The organism is Coleofasciculus sp. D1-CHI-01, assembly GCF_040218875.1.
Lineage (GTDB): Bacteria > Cyanobacteriota > Cyanobacteriia > Cyanobacteriales > Coleofasciculaceae > Coleofasciculus.
Window position 1 is genome coordinate 1 of the sequence record NZ_JAVJQP010000131.1, and the last position, 18,646, is coordinate 18,646.

At 45.2% G+C, this 18,646-nt stretch carries 10 protein-coding genes and 1 pseudogene; 5 read left to right on the forward strand and 6 right to left on the reverse strand.

Features of this window, described 5'->3' with window-relative positions; all coding sequences use genetic code 11:
• Positions 1-139: 139 nt before the first annotated feature.
• The 4 genes and pseudogenes from RIB93_RS23340 to RIB93_RS23355 all read right to left on the reverse strand — a co-directional run.
• Positions 140-2,584: pseudogene (locus tag RIB93_RS23340) on the reverse strand (Eco57I restriction-modification methylase domain-containing protein); the annotation flags it as partial.
• A gap of 141 nt (positions 2,585-2,725) precedes the next feature.
• Positions 2,726-3,373 carry a restriction endonuclease subunit R gene (locus RIB93_RS23345; protein WP_446376131.1) on the reverse strand — a complete coding sequence of 216 codons (648 nt, stop codon included), beginning with the start codon at positions 3,371-3,373 and terminating at the stop codon, positions 2,726-2,728.
• A 273-nt stretch (positions 3,374-3,646) separates the two neighbouring features.
• Positions 3,647-4,216 (reverse strand): Uma2 family endonuclease, encoded by a 570-nt coding sequence (locus RIB93_RS23350; protein WP_446376134.1) that lies wholly within the window; start codon positions 4,214-4,216, stop codon positions 3,647-3,649.
• 14 nt (positions 4,217-4,230) lie between these two features.
• The gene (locus RIB93_RS23355) at positions 4,231-7,596 is read right to left on the reverse strand and encodes a helicase-related protein (RefSeq protein WP_446376136.1); all 3,366 of its coding nucleotides are present in this window, start codon (positions 7,594-7,596) and stop codon (positions 4,231-4,233) included.
• A gap of 132 nt (positions 7,597-7,728) precedes the next feature.
• Here RIB93_RS23355 and RIB93_RS23360 point away from each other — a divergent pair, with 132 nt between their 5' ends.
• The 4 genes from RIB93_RS23360 (at position 7,729) to pth (ending at position 14,187) form a co-directional block, all read left to right on the forward strand.
• Entirely contained in the window at positions 7,729-9,258 is a 1,530-nt protein-coding gene (locus RIB93_RS23360; RefSeq protein WP_446376138.1) for a DNA phosphorothioation-associated putative methyltransferase, read from the forward strand.
• Between the two features lie 1,355 nt (positions 9,259-10,613).
• Positions 10,614-12,305 (forward strand): HD domain-containing phosphohydrolase, encoded by a 1,692-nt coding sequence (locus RIB93_RS23365; RefSeq protein ID WP_446376140.1) that lies wholly within the window; start codon positions 10,614-10,616, stop codon positions 12,303-12,305.
• An 882-nt stretch (positions 12,306-13,187) separates the two neighbouring features.
• Positions 13,188-13,415, forward strand: coding sequence for a DUF2811 domain-containing protein (locus RIB93_RS23370; RefSeq protein ID WP_446376142.1), 228 nt, complete (start codon positions 13,188-13,190; stop codon positions 13,413-13,415).
• Between the two features lie 166 nt (positions 13,416-13,581).
• Positions 13,582-14,187 carry an aminoacyl-tRNA hydrolase gene (gene pth / locus RIB93_RS23375; RefSeq protein ID WP_446376144.1) on the forward strand — a complete coding sequence of 202 codons (606 nt, stop codon included), beginning with the start codon at positions 13,582-13,584 and terminating at the stop codon, positions 14,185-14,187.
• 186 nt (positions 14,188-14,373) lie between these two features.
• Here pth and RIB93_RS23380 read toward each other — a convergent pair whose 3' ends face one another.
• A complete protein-coding gene (locus tag RIB93_RS23380) occupies positions 14,374-15,477 on the reverse strand; it encodes a hypothetical protein (RefSeq protein ID WP_446376177.1) in 1,104 nt (367 codons plus the stop codon).
• A 555-nt stretch (positions 15,478-16,032) separates the two neighbouring features.
• Between RIB93_RS23380 and RIB93_RS23385 the strand changes: the two genes are divergently transcribed.
• The gene (locus RIB93_RS23385) at positions 16,033-17,439 is read left to right on the forward strand and encodes a UDP-N-acetylmuramoyl-tripeptide--D-alanyl-D-alanine ligase (RefSeq protein WP_446376179.1); all 1,407 of its coding nucleotides are present in this window, start codon (positions 16,033-16,035) and stop codon (positions 17,437-17,439) included.
• On the opposite strand, the gene RIB93_RS23390 is transcribed toward RIB93_RS23385, so the two are convergent.
• On the reverse strand, positions 17,436-18,305 hold the full coding sequence (locus RIB93_RS23390) for a hypothetical protein (RefSeq protein WP_446376146.1): 870 nt from the start codon (positions 18,303-18,305) through the stop codon (positions 17,436-17,438). The genes RIB93_RS23385 and RIB93_RS23390 overlap by 4 nt on opposite strands.
• Positions 18,306-18,646: the final 341 nt, after the last annotated feature.

Sequence of the window (18,646 nt, forward strand, 5' to 3'; positions counted from 1 at the left end):
TAATCCTTGCTACGCAAGAATCATGGAGATTAAAAAAAGCAATTCTAATAAAACAGGCTTTTGATTCTGTTAGAGCCTTTGCTACTTAAGGGTTTAAGCTCATTTAAATTGCTAATTTGCCATAACCAGTCTAAGAGAGCCATATTTCCTTGCGATTTTCAAAACAAAATAACCCAGTGATTTGAGTTTGCTCAAACAACATATATCGAAGTTGTTTAGAACCTAAATCTGTATAAATGCCACTAGGAATAACAATTCCGCACTCACCACAAGACTTGAGTAGATTAAAACACTGTTCGACAAAAAGCTTATACAGATTAATATCTGTTCCTGCTTTTCTTCCATTAACAACTGACACTTGATTCTTATACTGCTCTGATGAGCGATAGTATGCACTCATGTATGGATATTGGCTTTGATATTCCAACCAAGCTTGGGCAATTTCTGGATTTTTTAGTAATTTCTGCTTTTCTTTGTCAAATTTTTTGATATCCATTTTGTTTTTAGTCACAATAGCGCTGTATTGTGCGAAAAACTCTTTAGCCTGTGGCTTAAATATCTCCCACGGTGGATTAGTAATAATCGCATCAAATCCGCCTCTGTCTTCAATAATCTTGTCAAAGTGATAGCCCCAGTGAAACGGTTTCAGCGCTTCAATATCCTCAATCGTCAATAGCCGCTTCTTAGCTTTCCCTTTCAACTGCGCCTGTTCGTACTTAATCTTCAACTTCGCACTAAACTCATCCAGCAATAACTGATTTAACTTCCTGTACGAATCGCGGTTTAAATTCTCAATATCATCTCGCAGCATTTGTAAGCGAGAATCCTGAGAGGTTTCTTCAATATCTTCTGGCTGAAAAGCGTGTTTTTTGTATAACGCTATATCTTTGTTCTTTTCGTCCAAAATCTGCCGATAATTACTGGCGGCTAGAGATTGCAGTAAATTTCCCTGTTTATACTTGGAATCACCAACGGTATCAAATCCTTCCTCATCCACCCGAATCAACCCGATTAACGAATTCCCCACCATGATGTTAAAATCAATATTCGGTAAAGGTTCTAACTCCTCAACCTCCTGGGCGGAAGAAACCAGCGCCAAAAATAACCGTAATTTAGCAATTTCCGTCGCCTCCTCCATGATGTCTACGCCATAGAGGTTATCAGTAATAATCCGCTTCTTGACAAAATACGATAATGAGGGATGATTTGCCTCAATCTTATTTAACCACGCTTTTAAACGCCGATCGCCTTTTAACTTGATGGTGCCGATAACCGCCGTGTAGACTGAGATAAGCGTCTTCATCGCGGCGACGAGGAAGGCTCCAGAACCGCAAGCCGGGTCAAGGAGTGATAGAGTAGGAAGGATATCCTGGATTAAGCGATCGCACAACGGGGAGTCAAGCTTAATCAGCAATTCGTTGATATCCGCAAACCCTTCTCCCTCCTTAGAGACAGATAGGGAAGAATCCCCTAGAATTGATGCATTCACCCGATCTAAAATAAGCTTATTAATCGTGCGATCGCATAAATACTCGGTAATCTCCGGGCGGGTATAATACGCACCAAACGCTTTTTGGTTAATATACTTCTCAAAGATATACCCCAACACATCCGGATTAATCTCATCATCCTTACCTCCTGGTGTATCATCCAGATTCCAGGAATAGCGAGAAAACAAATCCAAAATCTGCTCAAACGCCTCATCTGCGATATCAATATGTGGATACTCTTGTTCAATCCGATGCTTAAGAAATAATCCCCCATTTAAATAGTTTACCCGCCCAATTAACCCTTGCACCTCCGGTTCCCGTTCAAATTCAGGTTTAGCAAATCCTTCAAAAAATAGCGCCTGGAGAAACTCTCGAAAAAAGCGGTTTTCTCCCCGCTGTTTACTCTCGGCTAACTTATTTTGCAGATAATCGAAATCTTCATCATCAATAAACCCCTTCTTCTGTAAGAAGTAAACAAACATTAAGCGATTGAGAAGAACTGACGTATACCAGCGACAGTCAGCTTCCCTATCAATTCCTCGGATAAACGCCAAGAACTCCTGATGTTGTTCCTGAAACGCCTGATAAAACTTCTTCGTCACCCGTTCAATATCAAACGCACCTTGTAGCCGTTGGGCGACTTCAACCACCGAAGGTTCACCATCTTCCAGGTGGGAAATATCAATCACCAACCCACCCAACTTACTTAAAAACAAATCCCCCGGTTGACCCTTCACATATAAATGATCCCGCACATAACGCTTAGACTCCTCCCGCTTCACCCAATACCACAGACTGCGGCTGCGTTCTTTGTCCACAAAAATCAACAAATTTTCCGCAATCTTCTCCGTCAACTCTTGATGAATCGCCGCCCGATGTTTTGCCTCTGGAATCGTACCATCTTCTCCCATCACTTCAAACACCACCACCCCAGACGCTTCCGCAATCCGGTAATACTGATACCTTTTCTCCTCAACTTCCAAAGATACCGCTTTCTTCGTGGAGGGTTGATACCAGCCCAACTCTTCAATAAACAACTGATGAAACTGGAAATCATAGAGTAAATCACGGGTGCGTTTGAAATTGAGAGGCATAATTCATATCTCCTAGGTTCGTAGTTGCGCTTTAGCGCCTTAAACACCAAAGCGCTAACCACTAACGTGACACATTTTGGCGTAGGGGCGCACCGACGTGCGCCCTGGCACCCACCTAAACCCTTATCGAGGTACCACTATCTATTCCAAATTAGCAGAACTAGATAGATAAATCAGTTTCTTTAAAATTCTGAGGACATCACCCAAACCATTTTGGCGATTGCCAATTCCAAACAAATCAGACATAGCATACAGAGGGGTAGTATCTTTGACAACTTTCAGGAAAAGAAAACTTCCCCCAGTCGTAATCATCCCAAAACTCGGTTGTGCTGAATTAGGGTTCCCTAGCATATAGGCGAGAATTTGCGCTAATCCAGCCTCTACAGAGAAATTAGCTTGTTTGGATTCAATCACCATCACCCAAAGTTTGTCTTTGAGAATCAAGGTGTCAAGATTCCCTTTAACAATAATTCCGCGTTCTTCGTCTTGAGCAAAGATTTGGACAGTACTCTCGGCTCTTAAATTCCAAGGCGATAGATAAAATTGTCCGATAAATAATAATGGGGAGACAACGGCGAGGTTGATAGGTTTTTCGAGTAAAGGGGGTTGTTTGAGTAAATTGAAATAGCCCGAACGGACTTGTTCTAAGAGTTGGTTTTGCCAGTCGGTAAGTTCGGGTAAATCACCATGCCATTCTGGGAAGAACTGTTCATCCTCAACTCGCTGAAGCTGGAAGTGAGTTTCTAATTGTCCTAGCGTGACATCTTTAGCTTGAATTGTTTGAACCATATTCTCACAAAAAGATACAGGTTTGTAAGTTGTAGGGGCGCACGTTGGTCATTGGTGTCAACTTAAGCTAAACCCCTCACCCCCAGCCCCTCCCCCACGCCGGGGAGAGGGGAGTAAGAGAGTCTGGTTCCCCTTCTCCCCACGGTGGGAGAAGGGGTTAGGGGATGAGGGGGAAAATGTTGAGGAGTAGATAGACACGGTTTAAAACCTTGCCAGCATTGGTTTTCTACCTTAAGTTGACACGGGCGCACGTCGGTGCGCTCCTACACAATTTTAATCCAAATTCAACCAACTAAACACATCCGCTACCGTAAGCTGCCAATTGCCTAAACTATCAAGAATGGGTAAACTATCTGTCTTATACTTAACAACAGGTAACTGATTCGGTTGAAATACCATAACCGATTCATCATCCGGTTCAATAAACCATCCTAGCTTTGTCCCATGATTTAAACAGAACAGGATATTATCAATCACCCGACTAGGGGATTGGCCAGGAGAGAGAATTTCAATTGTCCAATCTGGGGCAATTTTAAATTTATTCTCAATCCGATTATTGGCTTTACGCGGAATACGCTCCCAGGCAAAAACAGATACATCGGGAACAATAGAACGTCCACCGAAGGTACAGCGTAACTCAGTAAAAGCATGAGCTAACTTATCAGGGATACCTACCTGGTTGATTGCTCCAGATAAGCGGCATTGTAATGTACTATGTTCTCCTTGAGGCATGGGCTTTTGGTGAATTTTACCGTTGACATATTCCCTGGCTGGCTTGGTTTCCGGTTGTGCCAAAAAATCGGCGAGGGTTAATTGGGTTTCTGGAATAGTGAGTGATGTCATGGTGATTACCTAGCTTATCCTTGAAATAATCCTAACGAACAAATAATTTCCGGGTCTTGAGTTCTCCCTTCCTCCTGAACAAAACAAAAACGGTCATCTAAATACAGCGCCACAACTAACTCAGCAAACTGTTGGTCATCCATTCCACTTTTTAACGACCGATTCAAGCGGTCAACCGCTGACTGTCGCAAGGGATAACGATAAATTTGGTCAATTGCTTTATGTAAATCTGGCGTCGCTAACAAAGGCATCTCGTTAACATACCGTTTCAGCCGTGCATAAGTCCGAAATCTTGCCCCCGAAGGACGCCCCAATTGACCCCCGGTACTTTTCTCCTCTTCTGCAATTAACTCCGCCCCCTTTTGGACTAAATCATGATGGGAAGGATAACGGTTAATTGCCTGAGTTTCTGGTTCGCAGCGTGCCATTCTCAGAATCTCAAACTGAGACTGGGTAACACTTTTACCCTGCTTATCTATCCAAGCCAACGCATCATTGCCTTCACCCGTTTTCATATATAGCAATACCCCCTCCGGTTGGCTGGTGGTAGGTGTATGCTTGCGGGTGGAATAGACAACATTTGCCAAAGTTTCGATTTTCTTTTTCAGCGTGGGATTATTCTGGGTCGCATTCTGCCAAATTTGATACGCCTCCGAAGTCAAATCGACTTCGTTATCCTCATCGCCATCCAGAATCCCCGCTTTTTCGTGATACAAATCTAATAGCGTCTGTTCATTGGTATCCTCTTCAAAAAATGCCTCATCGGTTCCCACCACTTCCGCATTTTCTTGCAGTCGTTGACGCAAGCGTTCTCGGAGTCGAATAATCCGTTCTACTCCCGCTGCGGGTAAAAACGAATAGCAAAGAATCTTAGCCGCATTTTGCCCAATTCTGTCTACTCGTCCCGCCCGTTGAATTAGGCGAATAATTGCCCAAGGTAAGTCATAATTGACAATAATGGCGCAGTCTTGCATGTTTAACCCTTCACTGAGGACATCGGTGGCAATTAAAACCCGTAATTCTTCCTCAGAGGAGACGGATTTGTCGTTACTCACGGGACTAAACCGCCACGCGATTTCAGCCGGATTAGCAGAATTTCCAGTAACCCCTGCAACCTGATTAATTCCCCGTTGTTGGAGTTGGTTGGTCAGATAATGTACCGTGTCCGCAAACTGACTAAAAATCAATACCTTTTCTTGGGGATGAACCTCACCGAGTAGCTGAACTAACGCCGCCAATTTAGTATCTTGATTCGCATCCCATTCCCCACATTGATTCAGGAGACTGATTAAGGCTTTCGCATCAGCCAGTAAATCTTTTTTCAGCGACGCCTTAAATAATTGAGGACGCAGCCACTTAAACCGCCGCTGATACCGAGTCGAATACTCATGATAAATCAGCGCCGCCCGTTGGCGATAGTCTATCTCGGTTTGAGATAATAATTCTTCTGTCGTGACTTCTTCCTCCTCATCATCGAAATCCAGCAACGTTCCCGCCACTGAATCCATATCCTCATCATTGGTGCGAGTATCCAGCAGCGCCGCCTCTTGGGAACCAATCGGTAACGGTAATCCTTGTGCGATCGCGTGCAAGAAAATATAATTGCGTAAGATATGGCGGTCAATGGATTGCAGGAAGGCTACCCCACCACTTTCTAAGCGTTTAAATAAGTTGGTGCGACAAAATCCCATCAATCGTTTCCCGGCGCGAGATAACCCTTTTAGCTGTACCGCTTCTGCTGCGGTTAAGGATTTCCCCTTAGCTGACTTTTCTGATATCGCATAATTCCCCAATCCATATCGAGGCAAATTTAAGGAATTCAGCAGATTAACCATTTCCTCTGAATAAAGCGCCGCATAAGGATCATTCTCTGAACCCAAGCTAAACGTAATCGTCTGGGGTTGGCGTCGGGGAAAATATGCCCGTCTCCCATCGGGAAACTTGAGATATTTTCCTCCTTGTTTATCATCTTTCGTATAATTATCCTGAATAAAACTGCGAGTTCGACGCACCATATACAGCCGCATCAATTCTCGCCAATCATCCGGATACTCACTCTTTTCAAACGCCGCCAATGAACGCACGGGAGCTTGATGTTTGCGGCTAAATTCGAGTTCTCCGCCTAACTCACTCAGCAGTTTTTCGGGACGAATCCCTAAATCTTGATCATCAGGAACAAATAGACGCAGTTGATTGGATAAATCCAAATAGGTTTTGTTATAAGGCGTCGCCGTCAACAGAATACAACGACTTTCATTCAGGGCAAGATATTCCTGAATTGCCCGATAACGTTTCCCCTCTCGGTTCCGCAAATTATGACTCTCATCAATTAATACCACCCGATAACGCCGTTCATTCGGTAACTCTATCTGCACCCGACTTAAGGACAGGACTTTTGCCCGTAACCCGTAGCGGTGAACATAGTCTTGCCACATTGTCACCAAGTTTTTGGGACAAATAATCAGAGTTTCTAAGAAAAAATCCTCTTCCAAAATTTTCGCCAACGCTGAAGCAATTAAGGTTTTTCCCAACCCGACAACATCTCCCACCAATACCCCACCCCGACGATTTAAATGACGGGCAGCAATTTGTACAGCAGCTTTTTGAAAGTCAAATAACTGATGGCGAAACTCGCGCGGAATCTGATATTCCGATAACCCCGCCCGGGCTTCCTGCGATAAATGATAGGCAATTTTTAGATAAATATAGTAAGGAGGAATTAACGTATCCCTTGCCCAACTCTGATCAATAATTTCCACTAATTCTTGGGAAATATCAATACACCAACGGTCATCCCAACGCTGATCAAACCAGAGTTGTAGCTTCTGACAAGCATCATGATCTAAAATATCAACATTTAACTCGCCCTGGTATTGTAGCCCCGATAATGTCAGGTTACTGCTACCCAAAAAGCCAATCGTGGGATTATTGATATCCTGGCGATGAATCAGATACAATTTGGCATGAAGCGGATATCTCAGAAATAATTTAACAATCAGTTTCTGGGCTTTAAGTTGCTGACTCAATCGGCGTAAACCTGCTTCATCCTCATTCGTGGGTGCGCCCCAGGTTAATTGTTCACAAAAGTCTTGGGCAATTTGTTTTTTGTAGCGAATAATTGTGCTATTATCAATTCCTCTATCTTCATACCCCAACGCCAACGCCGAATGCACATCATCTTTCGGTAAGCGCTGCATCCCAATTAACAGCCGACAACAAGCGCCTTCGCCACCGCCAAACTGTTCAATCGTATCATCAATTTTATGCCATCCTCTCAGATTAAAATAGCCGACACAAAAATCAGCCCGTCGGGAAATTGCCAGTGTATCCCGTAACGTCGGTAACAGCGATTGTTCTATGTTGTCAAAGATGCGTGGCATTTGTCATTCGTCATTTTCAGGATTATAACTTAGCACCTGGGCAGTAATTGCTAGTTGATTATCAGGCATTAACCAAACGCCTATTTTGGGTCGTTCTGTAGTATATTAATCAAAAAGCTCGCTGACTCAGCTATGGTTGCTCCTATCCCAGACGGTACTGAAATCGAGCGTCACAGGGCTGCAATAGTCCGCACTAACTTGTCCAAACCTGTGCGACTAGCCCTAGAAAGTGCAATTCTGACTAAAGATACTTCCTTTTTTGACTACGGCTGTGGTCGTGGTAGTGACATCAACCGTCTGCGTAAGCAAGATTATACCTGTGCTGGTTGGGACCCCTACTACCATGGCGGCAATTCCCTCGTCCCCGCTGATATCGTTAACCTAGGCTACGTCATCAACGTGATTGAAAAGCCAGGAGAACGTCGCCAAGCCTTACTAAAAGCCTGGGAACTCACCCAAAAGGTGCTGATTGTCTCTGCCCAAGTTTTAATTGATGACCGTAGTTCTGGACAAATTGCTTATGGTGATGGTATTGTCACCCGCCGGAATACGTTTCAGAAATACTACGAACAAGAAGAACTCAAAGCCTACATTGACCAAGTATTAGGGGTTGATGCTATTCCCGTTGACTTGGGCATCTATTTTATATTCCGAGATTCCACTCAAGCCGAAAGCTTCCGGGCATCCCGCTTCCGTTCTCGTACCATTACCCCCAGAATCCGCATTAGCGTGAAGCGGTTCGAGAGCTATAAAGATATGCTTGCCCCTCTGATGGCATTTGTCACCGAACGGGGACGCCTTCCCAGTCCCCTGGAAATCGCCAATACCGAAGAAATTCTGGAAGAATTCGGCACCCTACGCCGTGCGTTTAAGGTTATTTTACAAGTGACTGAGCAAAACGAATGGGATGCGATCGCAGATAAACGTCGCCATGATTTCCTCGTCTATCTCGCCTTGGCTAAATTCAATGGTCGCCCTAAGTTTGGTCAATTAGATCCCTTAGTCCAAAATGATATTAGAGCCTTCTTTGGTAACTATCAACAAGCCTGTGCTGCGGCTGACTTAATCCTCTTGAGTGTGGGCAATCCCGGCTTAATTGCCAATTGCTGCAAGCGCTCTCCAGTGGGAAAACTTCTCCCCAGCGCCCTCTACGTCCACGTTTCGGCACTCGAAGCCCTCGAAGCGCCACTCCGACTCTACGAAGGATGCGCCAGCCGGACTGTTGGTCGCTTAGAAGGGGCAACCTTAGTCAAGTTTCATATTAATCAACCTAAAATATCCTACCTGTTCTATCCCAATTTCGACACTGAACCCCATCCAGAACTACACACAAGCATGAACATTGACTTGCAGGATTTACAGGTTACCTATCGCCATTACGATGCCTCCAGAAATCCCCCTGTCTTACACCGTAAAGAAACCTTCGTCACTCCAGATTATCCCCTGTACGAAAAATTTGCCAAACTCACTCGTCAGGAAGAAGACTGGGGACTGCTGGATAATACCCAAACTATCGGTACGCGCCAAGGCTGGCAACAATGCCTAATTGACCATTGCGCCCAACTCCAAGGACATCGTGTCATCTGGCGCAAAGATGCTGATCCTTACCGCCTTAAACTACGCCAAGCGGCACACCGTCAACGGACTAAACGTAAGGTTTAACCGCAATGCTGAAATAGAAGGCTGTAGGGCAGAGGGTAGAAATATTGGTTAAGAGAAGCAGGGGGATCGGGGGAAGCGGGGGAAGCAGGGGGAGCAGGGGGAGCAGGGGAAGCAGGGGGAGCGGGGGGAGCAGGGGGAGCAGGGGGAGCAGGGGAAGCAGGGGGAGCGGGGGGAGCGGGGGGAGCAGGGGGAGCGGGGGGAGCAGGGGAAGCAGGGGAAGCAGGGGGAGCGGGGGGAGCAGGGGGAGCAGGGGGAGCAGGGGAAGCAGGGGGAGCGGGGGGAGCGGGGGGAGCAGGGGGAGAACAATACTATTGCCCATTGCCTATTGCCTATTGCCTAGCGCGTAGCGCTATACGTGTTCATTTAAGCCATCAAGAACGTCATAACCTTTAGGCGGAAGCGATAAAGAAAACCCCTGGCAGTCGGAGAATACCACCAGGGATTGCCATCTACAACTGAGAGCTTGCATTTTTTCGTTGCCTTTATACGATAACGATTTTGGGAAACCAACAGAATCCGGGAAATTAAGGAATTATCAAACTGGACTTGGACAAAGATCCCAGAATTTACGGATCTCATTTAGTCGGTGAAACCAGTAGGCTCTAGATTGAGACCGAAAAATACATTGGGAGTTTGATACCCCTGGCAGTTTAACCACTGACCAGGGGATTTTATTTTGGGTTGATTGTCCATATCATGTCCGCCTAAACAGTAATTATTTCCTTCTGCCTTCTGCCTTGTTTCCACCAAAGTGTAAGTATTCAACCGGACTTAATCTCAAGGGTGGTTAACAATTTTGCCTAAATGTCCGGAGTTTTTGCCAGAACCATTGAATAAGGGTATTAATCGGCATTTTATTGATGCCGATGACTGAGTATGCGGAGCCATCAACTACCCCGCCCATAGCCTAGCTATGGAGGTTAGCGACATAAGCATTTAATAGATAATAATATTTATCCATTATGTTTATTGTCTGGTTAATTATTTGAGGTTTAATCGTTGCCTAAAGAATTAAAAATAGAATCAGATTTAACTTGACAAAATCTTTTATCAATTAATTTAAAATACGCCTAAAAAATAATGCCATTCTCCAATGACACTATACAGAAACAAGGTAAATTTTTCTTTATTCAGAGAAAAACAAAGCGGCGCTTTATCAAAAAAATACAATATTTGGCGGATTCCTTTGGTAAATTTAGTGGGTATACTAGATCTTTGATACTTTCATTCAATTTAATATTTGAATAGAGAAGAATCTATCCCTATCAAAGGAGTGATCCAATGCTTTGCGTGTCAAAGAATTGAAATCCCGAAAAGTCCTTAAAATGTGATCCTTTATATCTGTGGAAAAACTTATGAAAGTAGCGCCAATCCATATCTCAAACCTTGAGAATCAAGAGTTTTTACAAGAATCCTCTGAAAGGGTAGAACTGATAGAGCAGTTACTGGCAATTGGTACAGCCCTTTCAAGTAGTAATGATTTGGAGGAATTACTCCGACTAATTTTATCCAAAAGCAGAGAAATTACGTTTAGTGATGCAGGTAGTCTGTATCTGATCGATCACACTCAGGCGGAGCCGAAATTGTTATTTAAGGTGGCTCAGAATGACTCGCTACCCAACAAGCCATTCAATGAGTTCGTAATGCCTCTCAACCGTAAAAGTTTGGCGGGGTACGTCGCGCTAACGGGTGAAAATTTAAAGTTGGCAGATGCCTATAAATTGCCCGCCAATGTGCCTTACGCCCTTGACCGCAGTTTTGACACGAATATGCCCTATCGGACTTGTTCGGTATTAGTTTTGCCGATGCAAAAACCTGACGGGGAAATTATTGGCGTATTACAACTGATTAATCGCAAGCGCCGCCCTGATGTCACGCTCACACCCAAAAACGCTGTGGACGTGACCCAGCCCTATTCAGAATGGGAAGAGCGGATTGTGCGATCGCTGGCGTCTCAGGCGGCGATTTCCATTGAACGTCATCATCTCCAAGAAAGCATCGAAAATCTGTTTGAGGGCTTTGTCAGAGCCTCTGTGCAAATTATTGAGACACGCGACCCGACAACCTCTGGTCACTCGGAACGGGTGGCAGAACTCACTGTGCGACTCTGTGAAGAAACATCGGCAATCACCAAGGGTTCTCTGAGTTCCGTGTATTTGAACGATCGCCAAATCCGAGAACTTCGCTATGCGGCATTATTACATGACTTTGGCAAAGTGGGTGTCCCAGAAGCCATTTTGGGCAAGCGCAAGAAACTCTATCCCTCACAGCTAGAGGTGATTCTCCATCGCTTTGCCCTAGCGCAGCGCACTCTAGAAATGGAATGCGCTCACAACAAGTTCAAGTATTTACTCGAACATCCTGACCATCGCCATGACAATAACACCTCAACTTCGAGCTGTTCTCACTGCCAAAAACTGGAACAGCTTGATACCCAACTGGCTCAAGCCATTCAAACAATCAAGCATTATCGGGAATTTGTGCAACAACTCAATGAGCCAGAAGTACTGCTGACTCGCGATTTTCAGGCATTTACAGAGGAAACATTAACTCAACTGACCGCCCTGTCCCAATACACCTATCGAGATGTAGATGGTCAACTCAAACCCCTGATTACCAAGGCAGAGATGGTTCAATTGCTTGTGCCAAAAGGAAATTTAACCCCTGAAGAGCGTCTGGGCATTGAATCGCATGTTACCCACACGTACCATTTTCTCCAACGCATTCCCTGGACAAAGCACCTCAAAAATGTTCCAATAATCGCGTTTGGGCATCACGAGAAACTAGATGGCAGTGGCTACCCCAGAGGCTTAAAGCAAGATGAAATTCCCATCCAAACCCAAATGCTCACCGTTGCCGATATCTATGACGCTCTCACCGCCAGCGATCGTCCCTACAAGCGGCGGCTACCCCTGGAAACAGCACTGAAAATCCTTCGCCAAGAAGCCACCAAAAATAAAATTAACGGCGACTTAGTGGAGTTATTTGAGCAACGCCAAGTTTTTCGGGTTTTGGGTCATTCCCTCAACATTGACTCTGTGGCTTGACCCCTGGAAATTCCAGAGAGGTGCGGGGAAGCAGGGGGAGCTGGGGAAGCTGGGGGAGCTGGGGGAGCTGGGGGAGCGGGGGGAGCGGGGGGAGCTGGGGGAGCTGGGGGAGCTGGGGGAGCTGGGGGAGCTGGGGAAGCTGGGGGAGCCATAGTACATTTTCCCTGATAGCGGTGCAAGGGTTTCAAAGGGTTTAACCCTTTTTCCTTGAACAGGAGCAAATATCAATGCCACTCAAAATCTTGATAGCTAAGGGTTTGGGAGTTGTGCAGCCAGCCGCAAGTAGAGACGCGCCATGGCGCGTCTCTACCAAATGATGCTGTGGGTGGGGACTGGATCGACGCCCTAAAGCTGATCTGAGTAGTATTGATCCGTGTATTGATCCGTCCCCGATCAAACAATTTGCAATTCTTATCTTTTCACCTAGTTTTCCCCACTAGATTCCCCAGTGTTTCCACATGAAATTTCCAAGTTTTCCACAAATTACATCAGGTTTTCCACAGGGATGAACGGCGGGATCGAGCCTATCCCCTCATGTTGGGGATTTTCCCCATCAAGGATATGGAGGTGATACTAGACTGAATTTGTGTAAACTTGTGTAACGAAAATCGGGTTCAAAGGCTGATTCTATCGTTAGCATTTTGGCGATTTGAGTGACCTTGTAATATTTCGTATCATTGACAACCCCACCCCATCTCAGTTGAGAATAGTGCGACCTACCCATAAAAAAACTTGAGACATCTCAAAGCAACAAGAGCAGTGGGTGCTGTGTCTAAGTCTATTTGCCGCTAGGTTTTAGCTACAGTAGCCGATTTCCACAGACATGTAGAGAGCGAGCAAGGTGGCTTTTGTCCCAACACGCTATTCGATAGAGAGGTAATTATGAACGCAACCGTCAGCATTTTGGCAGAAATCCCTGAAGACCTACACGAGTCCCTCAAGCGCTACTTAGAAACCCATCCCACTTGGGATCAAGATCGGGTTTTTGCCGCAGCGCTATCGCTGTTTTTGCTCCAAAATGGGAGTGGTAAGACACCCGAAGCCTCCCAGACCTATCGGGCTTGCGCTCGTGTCTACCTAGAATCCCTATTTCAGTCTCCTCCTGCCTGAGTGAAGTAGTGAGATGGAGAGCAGGGGAGCTGGGGGAGCAGTGTAGAGACGTGCCATGGCACGTCTGGGAGCTGGGGAGGACAAGGGAGAATTCCCCTACTCACCAATGACATAAGATTATAAGCTGTTCCCTGTTCCCTGTTCCCTGTTCCCTAACAAATGACAAATGACGAATGACAGTTTAGTGATTCCTCAACTAATTGTAGGTTTGGGTAATCCCGAACCCAAATATGACAAAACCCGTCATAACATTGGTTTTGAAGTCGTCGATGAGCTAGCCCGTCGGGTGCAAATCTCTTGGAGCGAAAATCGTCGCTTCCAAGCGTTGTTGGCAGAAGGACGTGGCTTAACGGGTGACAAACTACGTTTACTCAAACCCCTAACCTACATGAATCGTTCTGGGCAAGCGATTCGTGCCGCGATAGATTGGTATAAAATGCCCCCAGAATCCGTTTTAATTGTCTATGATGAGCTTGATTTACCCGTGGGGCGGCTACGTCTACGCCTGTCAGGTTCTGCGGGAGGACACAACGGCATGAAATCCGCGATCGCTCATCTGGGAACACAAAATTTCCCCCGCCTACGCATTGGAATTGGCAAGTCTGACCCAGAAAAGAACACCGTCGGTCACGTTTTAGGCAAATTCTCTCCGGAAGAATCTAAGATCATTGCCGAAGTCATTCCACTCGCCGTTGACGCCATAGAACTCTCGCTAAAGGAAGGAGTCGAAAAGGCAATGAGCCTTTACAATAGCCGGATAATTGAGTGTTGAGTGTGTAGGGGCGGGTTTCACTACTATCGTTTCCTTTGCACCCAGATGTGACTAAACCCGCCCAACTTAACCCTTCGCTTCGCTCAAGGGAACCTGGTTTTGAATTTTGAATTAACGAATAACGAATGACTTAGCTGGCTTCTCAAGGGAGCGAGTATGACGAATGACCAATGACTAATGACCAATTTACATAATTTGACTCAGACAGGAAAGGTCAGCTCTACCAAAATGAATACTAAAAGCCACATTCAAGTTTTCCAGAGACTTAATTAACCAGGGTACACCGTCTCTCGTGGAAGACTCGTAATGATTAAACAAAATGGAAAATCGTTTTTCCAAATAGGGTTTAACTTTACGACACAGCAGTACAATCTTGAGTAGCAACATTGTCGTAACCGTTCCGCCTAAATTCGTGATCAGATCGACAAACACAAAATGTTTAGGGCGCTGAGAACTCTCAACAACCAGAAAATTTAATAACTGGCTACAGGTTCGCAAAATCAGAAATTCGCTGGGCTTCTGATTATCACTTTGAGGTAAGGTATTTTTCAGATGCTCATGCAACCGACTATTAAACTGCCGTTTTCCGTAGGCTGGATTAATGGAAGCTGTCAGATACTCATACAAATCGTCCTTAAAGTCTTTGTAGCAAGGAGTATGGCTGCTATGAGTTAGAAAACTTTGAGCCAAATCCCGGCAAGTATGAGAACCTTGGACTTTGCCAACAAACTGTTTCAGGGCAGTTCCCAACTCATGATCCGTTAAAAGGGTGGGATTTTTGACAGGTTGGATAATTTTGGTTGAGGTTTCTTTCGAGTCCCGACGTTTCATTTGAGCGCATCGCACCTGATAAGTAACGTACTGTGACAAATCTAGCTCAAAGCGCCGCTGAAGCCGGGATTGAATTTGCCGGACGGTTTGTTGATGTTCATAACTGCTGTCTTCACTCAGCAAACAGTGTTCGTACAGATAGGGGTATCGCTGAATTAGAGGTCCGACTTCTTTAGAACTGGTGGATGTTTCACCGACCACCTGAGATAAGCGATGTAGGGTAAGATATTGGTCGGTTTCTTTGAAAAGCTGTAGCAGATGTCGCAGACGCCTAGAACCGCGAGAGTAAACCCCGGTTGCGGGTGGAATATTATCCAGTAATGCGACCAATTCAGGGATGGCGCTTTGGTGTTGCGGTTGTATTTGCCAGCTATTAATCAGAATGTGACAGCAACGATTCAGGATAAACTTGAACTCTTGCTCCGCCTGCTTATCCATTGCCAGCTTTTCTAAGACCATCCAGATGTCTGGCTCTGGATATCGAGAGCCGTCCATGAATAGCTGTTTGAAGCGTTCAATCGTCTGCGTCGGCGATTCTACCTGTACGCAATACAGGAGATGGTCGTACAGTTGCTGCTCTTGTGAGCTAGTTTGTCTGATGTCAGAGTCTGTCCAATTACTAGTATTCACTTCAGTTGACCCCCCTACGCGCAAACGCCGTGGGCTGGTTGATTTGAATGGAATTTGGCAGATCTAAGCTCAAATTTGACTTGCCCTGTATCTCAACAACCGAAAACCCTGATCCATTTTATGAATTACCCTGCCTAAACGAGCTTGGTCAAGAGTTGCTTAAATCTAATAAACTATATTATCTCTATATACAAGCATACTAAACTAAGTATGGATCATACTGTAAAATTATGCCGCAAAAGTGTGAAGATTCGGTGAATATAGAATAAAACGCGATTTAGATCCCCAACTTGTTGCAACAGTCGGAAATGGCGTAGAGGATGAGTGTGGATCTCCTACTCCCACTACCGCTACTGGCTAAAACGTATTCACCACCCTGGAATTATGCCTTGTCAGCTTTCGTTAACCCAATTCATCGAAGTCCTCGCGGCTACTCCGGTTAATTTGTCTGTGCCGATGACGGTTAATGGGGTCTGTGGTATAACTACCGATACCCGTAACCTGGAACCCGGTCAAATCTTTTTGGCACTGCGGGGGGAAACCTTTGATGGACATGACTACGCTGAGGTAGCGATTAAGAAAGGGGCGATCGCGGTGATTACCAACCGTGACCAAGGTCGCCATCTTCAGGATATACCCCAGCTTCAAGTCGATGATACTCTACAGGCATATCAGCAACTTGCTCGATGGTGGCGCGATCAGTTTGATATTCCGGTGATTGCGGTTACGGGTTCTGCTGGAAAAACGACGACGAAGGAATTAATCGCGGCGGTTTTGTCTACTCAAGGCAATGTCCTGAAAACCCAGGCAAATTACAATAATGAAATTGGTGTGCCGAAAACATTGCTGGAATTAGACTCAAACCATGATTACGCGGTGATTGAAATGGCGATGCGGGGTTCTGGGCAAATTGCCCTATTGACCCAAATTGCCCGTCCGACGATTGGCGTGATTACGAATGTGGGAACGGCGCATATTGGACTTTTAGGATCGGAGGATGCGATCGCTAAAGCGAAGTGTGAGTTATTGGCGCAGATGCCGGACACAAGCTTGGCGATTCTCAATCATGATAACCAACGCTTAATGGATACGGCGGCTACGGTTTGGCAAGAGGAAACGTTGACGTTTGGCTTAAATGGTGGTGATGTCCAGGGGACACTCATTGACCTGTTTAGGCTAGCGGTAAACGGTATGACGTTTCCATTACCCTTACCGGGGGAACATAATGCCCTCAACTATTTAGCCGCCCTAGCCGTAGCGAAACATCTCCAGATTGATTGGACACCCTTGAGGAGAGGATTATCGGTTCAGATGTCTGGGGGGCGATCGCAACGCTATGAGTTACCTAATGATATCGTGATTCTCGATGAAACCTATAATGCTGGATTTGAAGCCATGATCGCGGCGTTACACCTCCTCGCCCAGACGCCGGGTAAGCGACACATTGCTATTTTAGGTTCAATGAAGGAATTAGGAGACCATTCGGAACAACTGCACCAGCAAGTTGGACAGAAAGCCCAGCAACTTCAATTAGATGCCGTATTGATTACTCTTAAGGATAGAGAAGCCGACGCCATTACTAGGGGACTCTCCACGTTACCCAGCAAAGGTTTTGCCCAGGATGACGCCTTGGTGCAGCATTTAACCGAATTTGTGCAACCAGGCGATCGCTTACTGTTCAAAGCCTCACGTTCTGTGGGTTTGGATCGGGTTTTACATCAGTTTCGAGAGTTAATGTCTGGTGAATTGAGTCAGGAATCGCCCCGACTTTCGGAAAAGCTCGAAACTTAAATCGAACGAGGCTTGGCGGTAAATTTGAGTTCTAAGGTTAAGCGATCGCTACTGCTGGGAGAGTTTTTTTTGTGAAAGCAACGGGCATCTTGCACAAATCCCAAACCCGCTTTACCGCAAATAGAGGTTATATTGGCATAGCCATAATGTTGACTGATTTCTCGGATTGAATGGTCTTGCCGTAAAAACCGAGAAGTCAGTTTTTTTCTTCGGTGACTTCCCAACACACAAACGTGAGGATTACTGCACAAATCTACATCGGTTAGGTAAAAGTAAAAGGTCAAACTCCGTGGGTTTTTTATATCGCGAAAGAATCTCTGAGATTCTTGGCGTCGCTCATACAGAGTTGACTCTACAGCAAAACTCCACCAAAGCTGAGTGTCTTGGTGTATCGGTTCAGCATTGAGGTGTTTGGCGGCAATCGCTAATAATATTGGATCAGTTTCTAGTTGCTTAATTGTTGAACATGACAATGTGGAGTTCGTGTAAATTCCCCGATCTAAGGGTTTCCCAGTTTCCATCATGACTTGCTCTTTTTCGGATACATGAAAACTGAATTGGGTATTATTGGGGTCATGGCAAGGCGTTGCTAGTGCCAAGTCGTGGATTTCTTTGATGATGGGTTCAGGCAGGTTAAGGTTTTGGTAGATGCCTTGCTGATTCAGGGAGTGAATCGTCTCGTTGACTTCAAGATTCTGGAAAATTGAACTCTGATGAGATTGGCTCTGAATAGTCCTTGCTTTTCTCTTACAAAGTCGTTTACCCAGAAAGAAGCGACCAACATTATTGATAACCTGGTTATCCCTTTGAAGGGAATTAAACTCAATATCGGCAGTAGGATTAGAAACAACATCAATGAACATCATTTTAGGTATATCTTTCAATCCATTGAAAAGAATAGTTTAGGGTTCTGAGAACAGGAAATTGGGATTGATGCACGATACACCTTTAAGGGCAAGTCCTGGTCAACTTGATACCCCATCTTGGTTAATTCCTCCTGTGGGGTCAAGATAAGGCAGCGGTTAAGATAGCAGAGACATCCCAAGGGTAGTACCAGTAATTCTCTTGGTTGAGACGAACAGAATACAAAGAATCATTAACTCTATCGAAATTAAATTTTTGTGTTTTCTGTCCTACCAAAGCCGATCAATTACTGTGTTTATGTTATAGTAGCCAATTCTTAATCAATGGGATAGGGATTAAATTA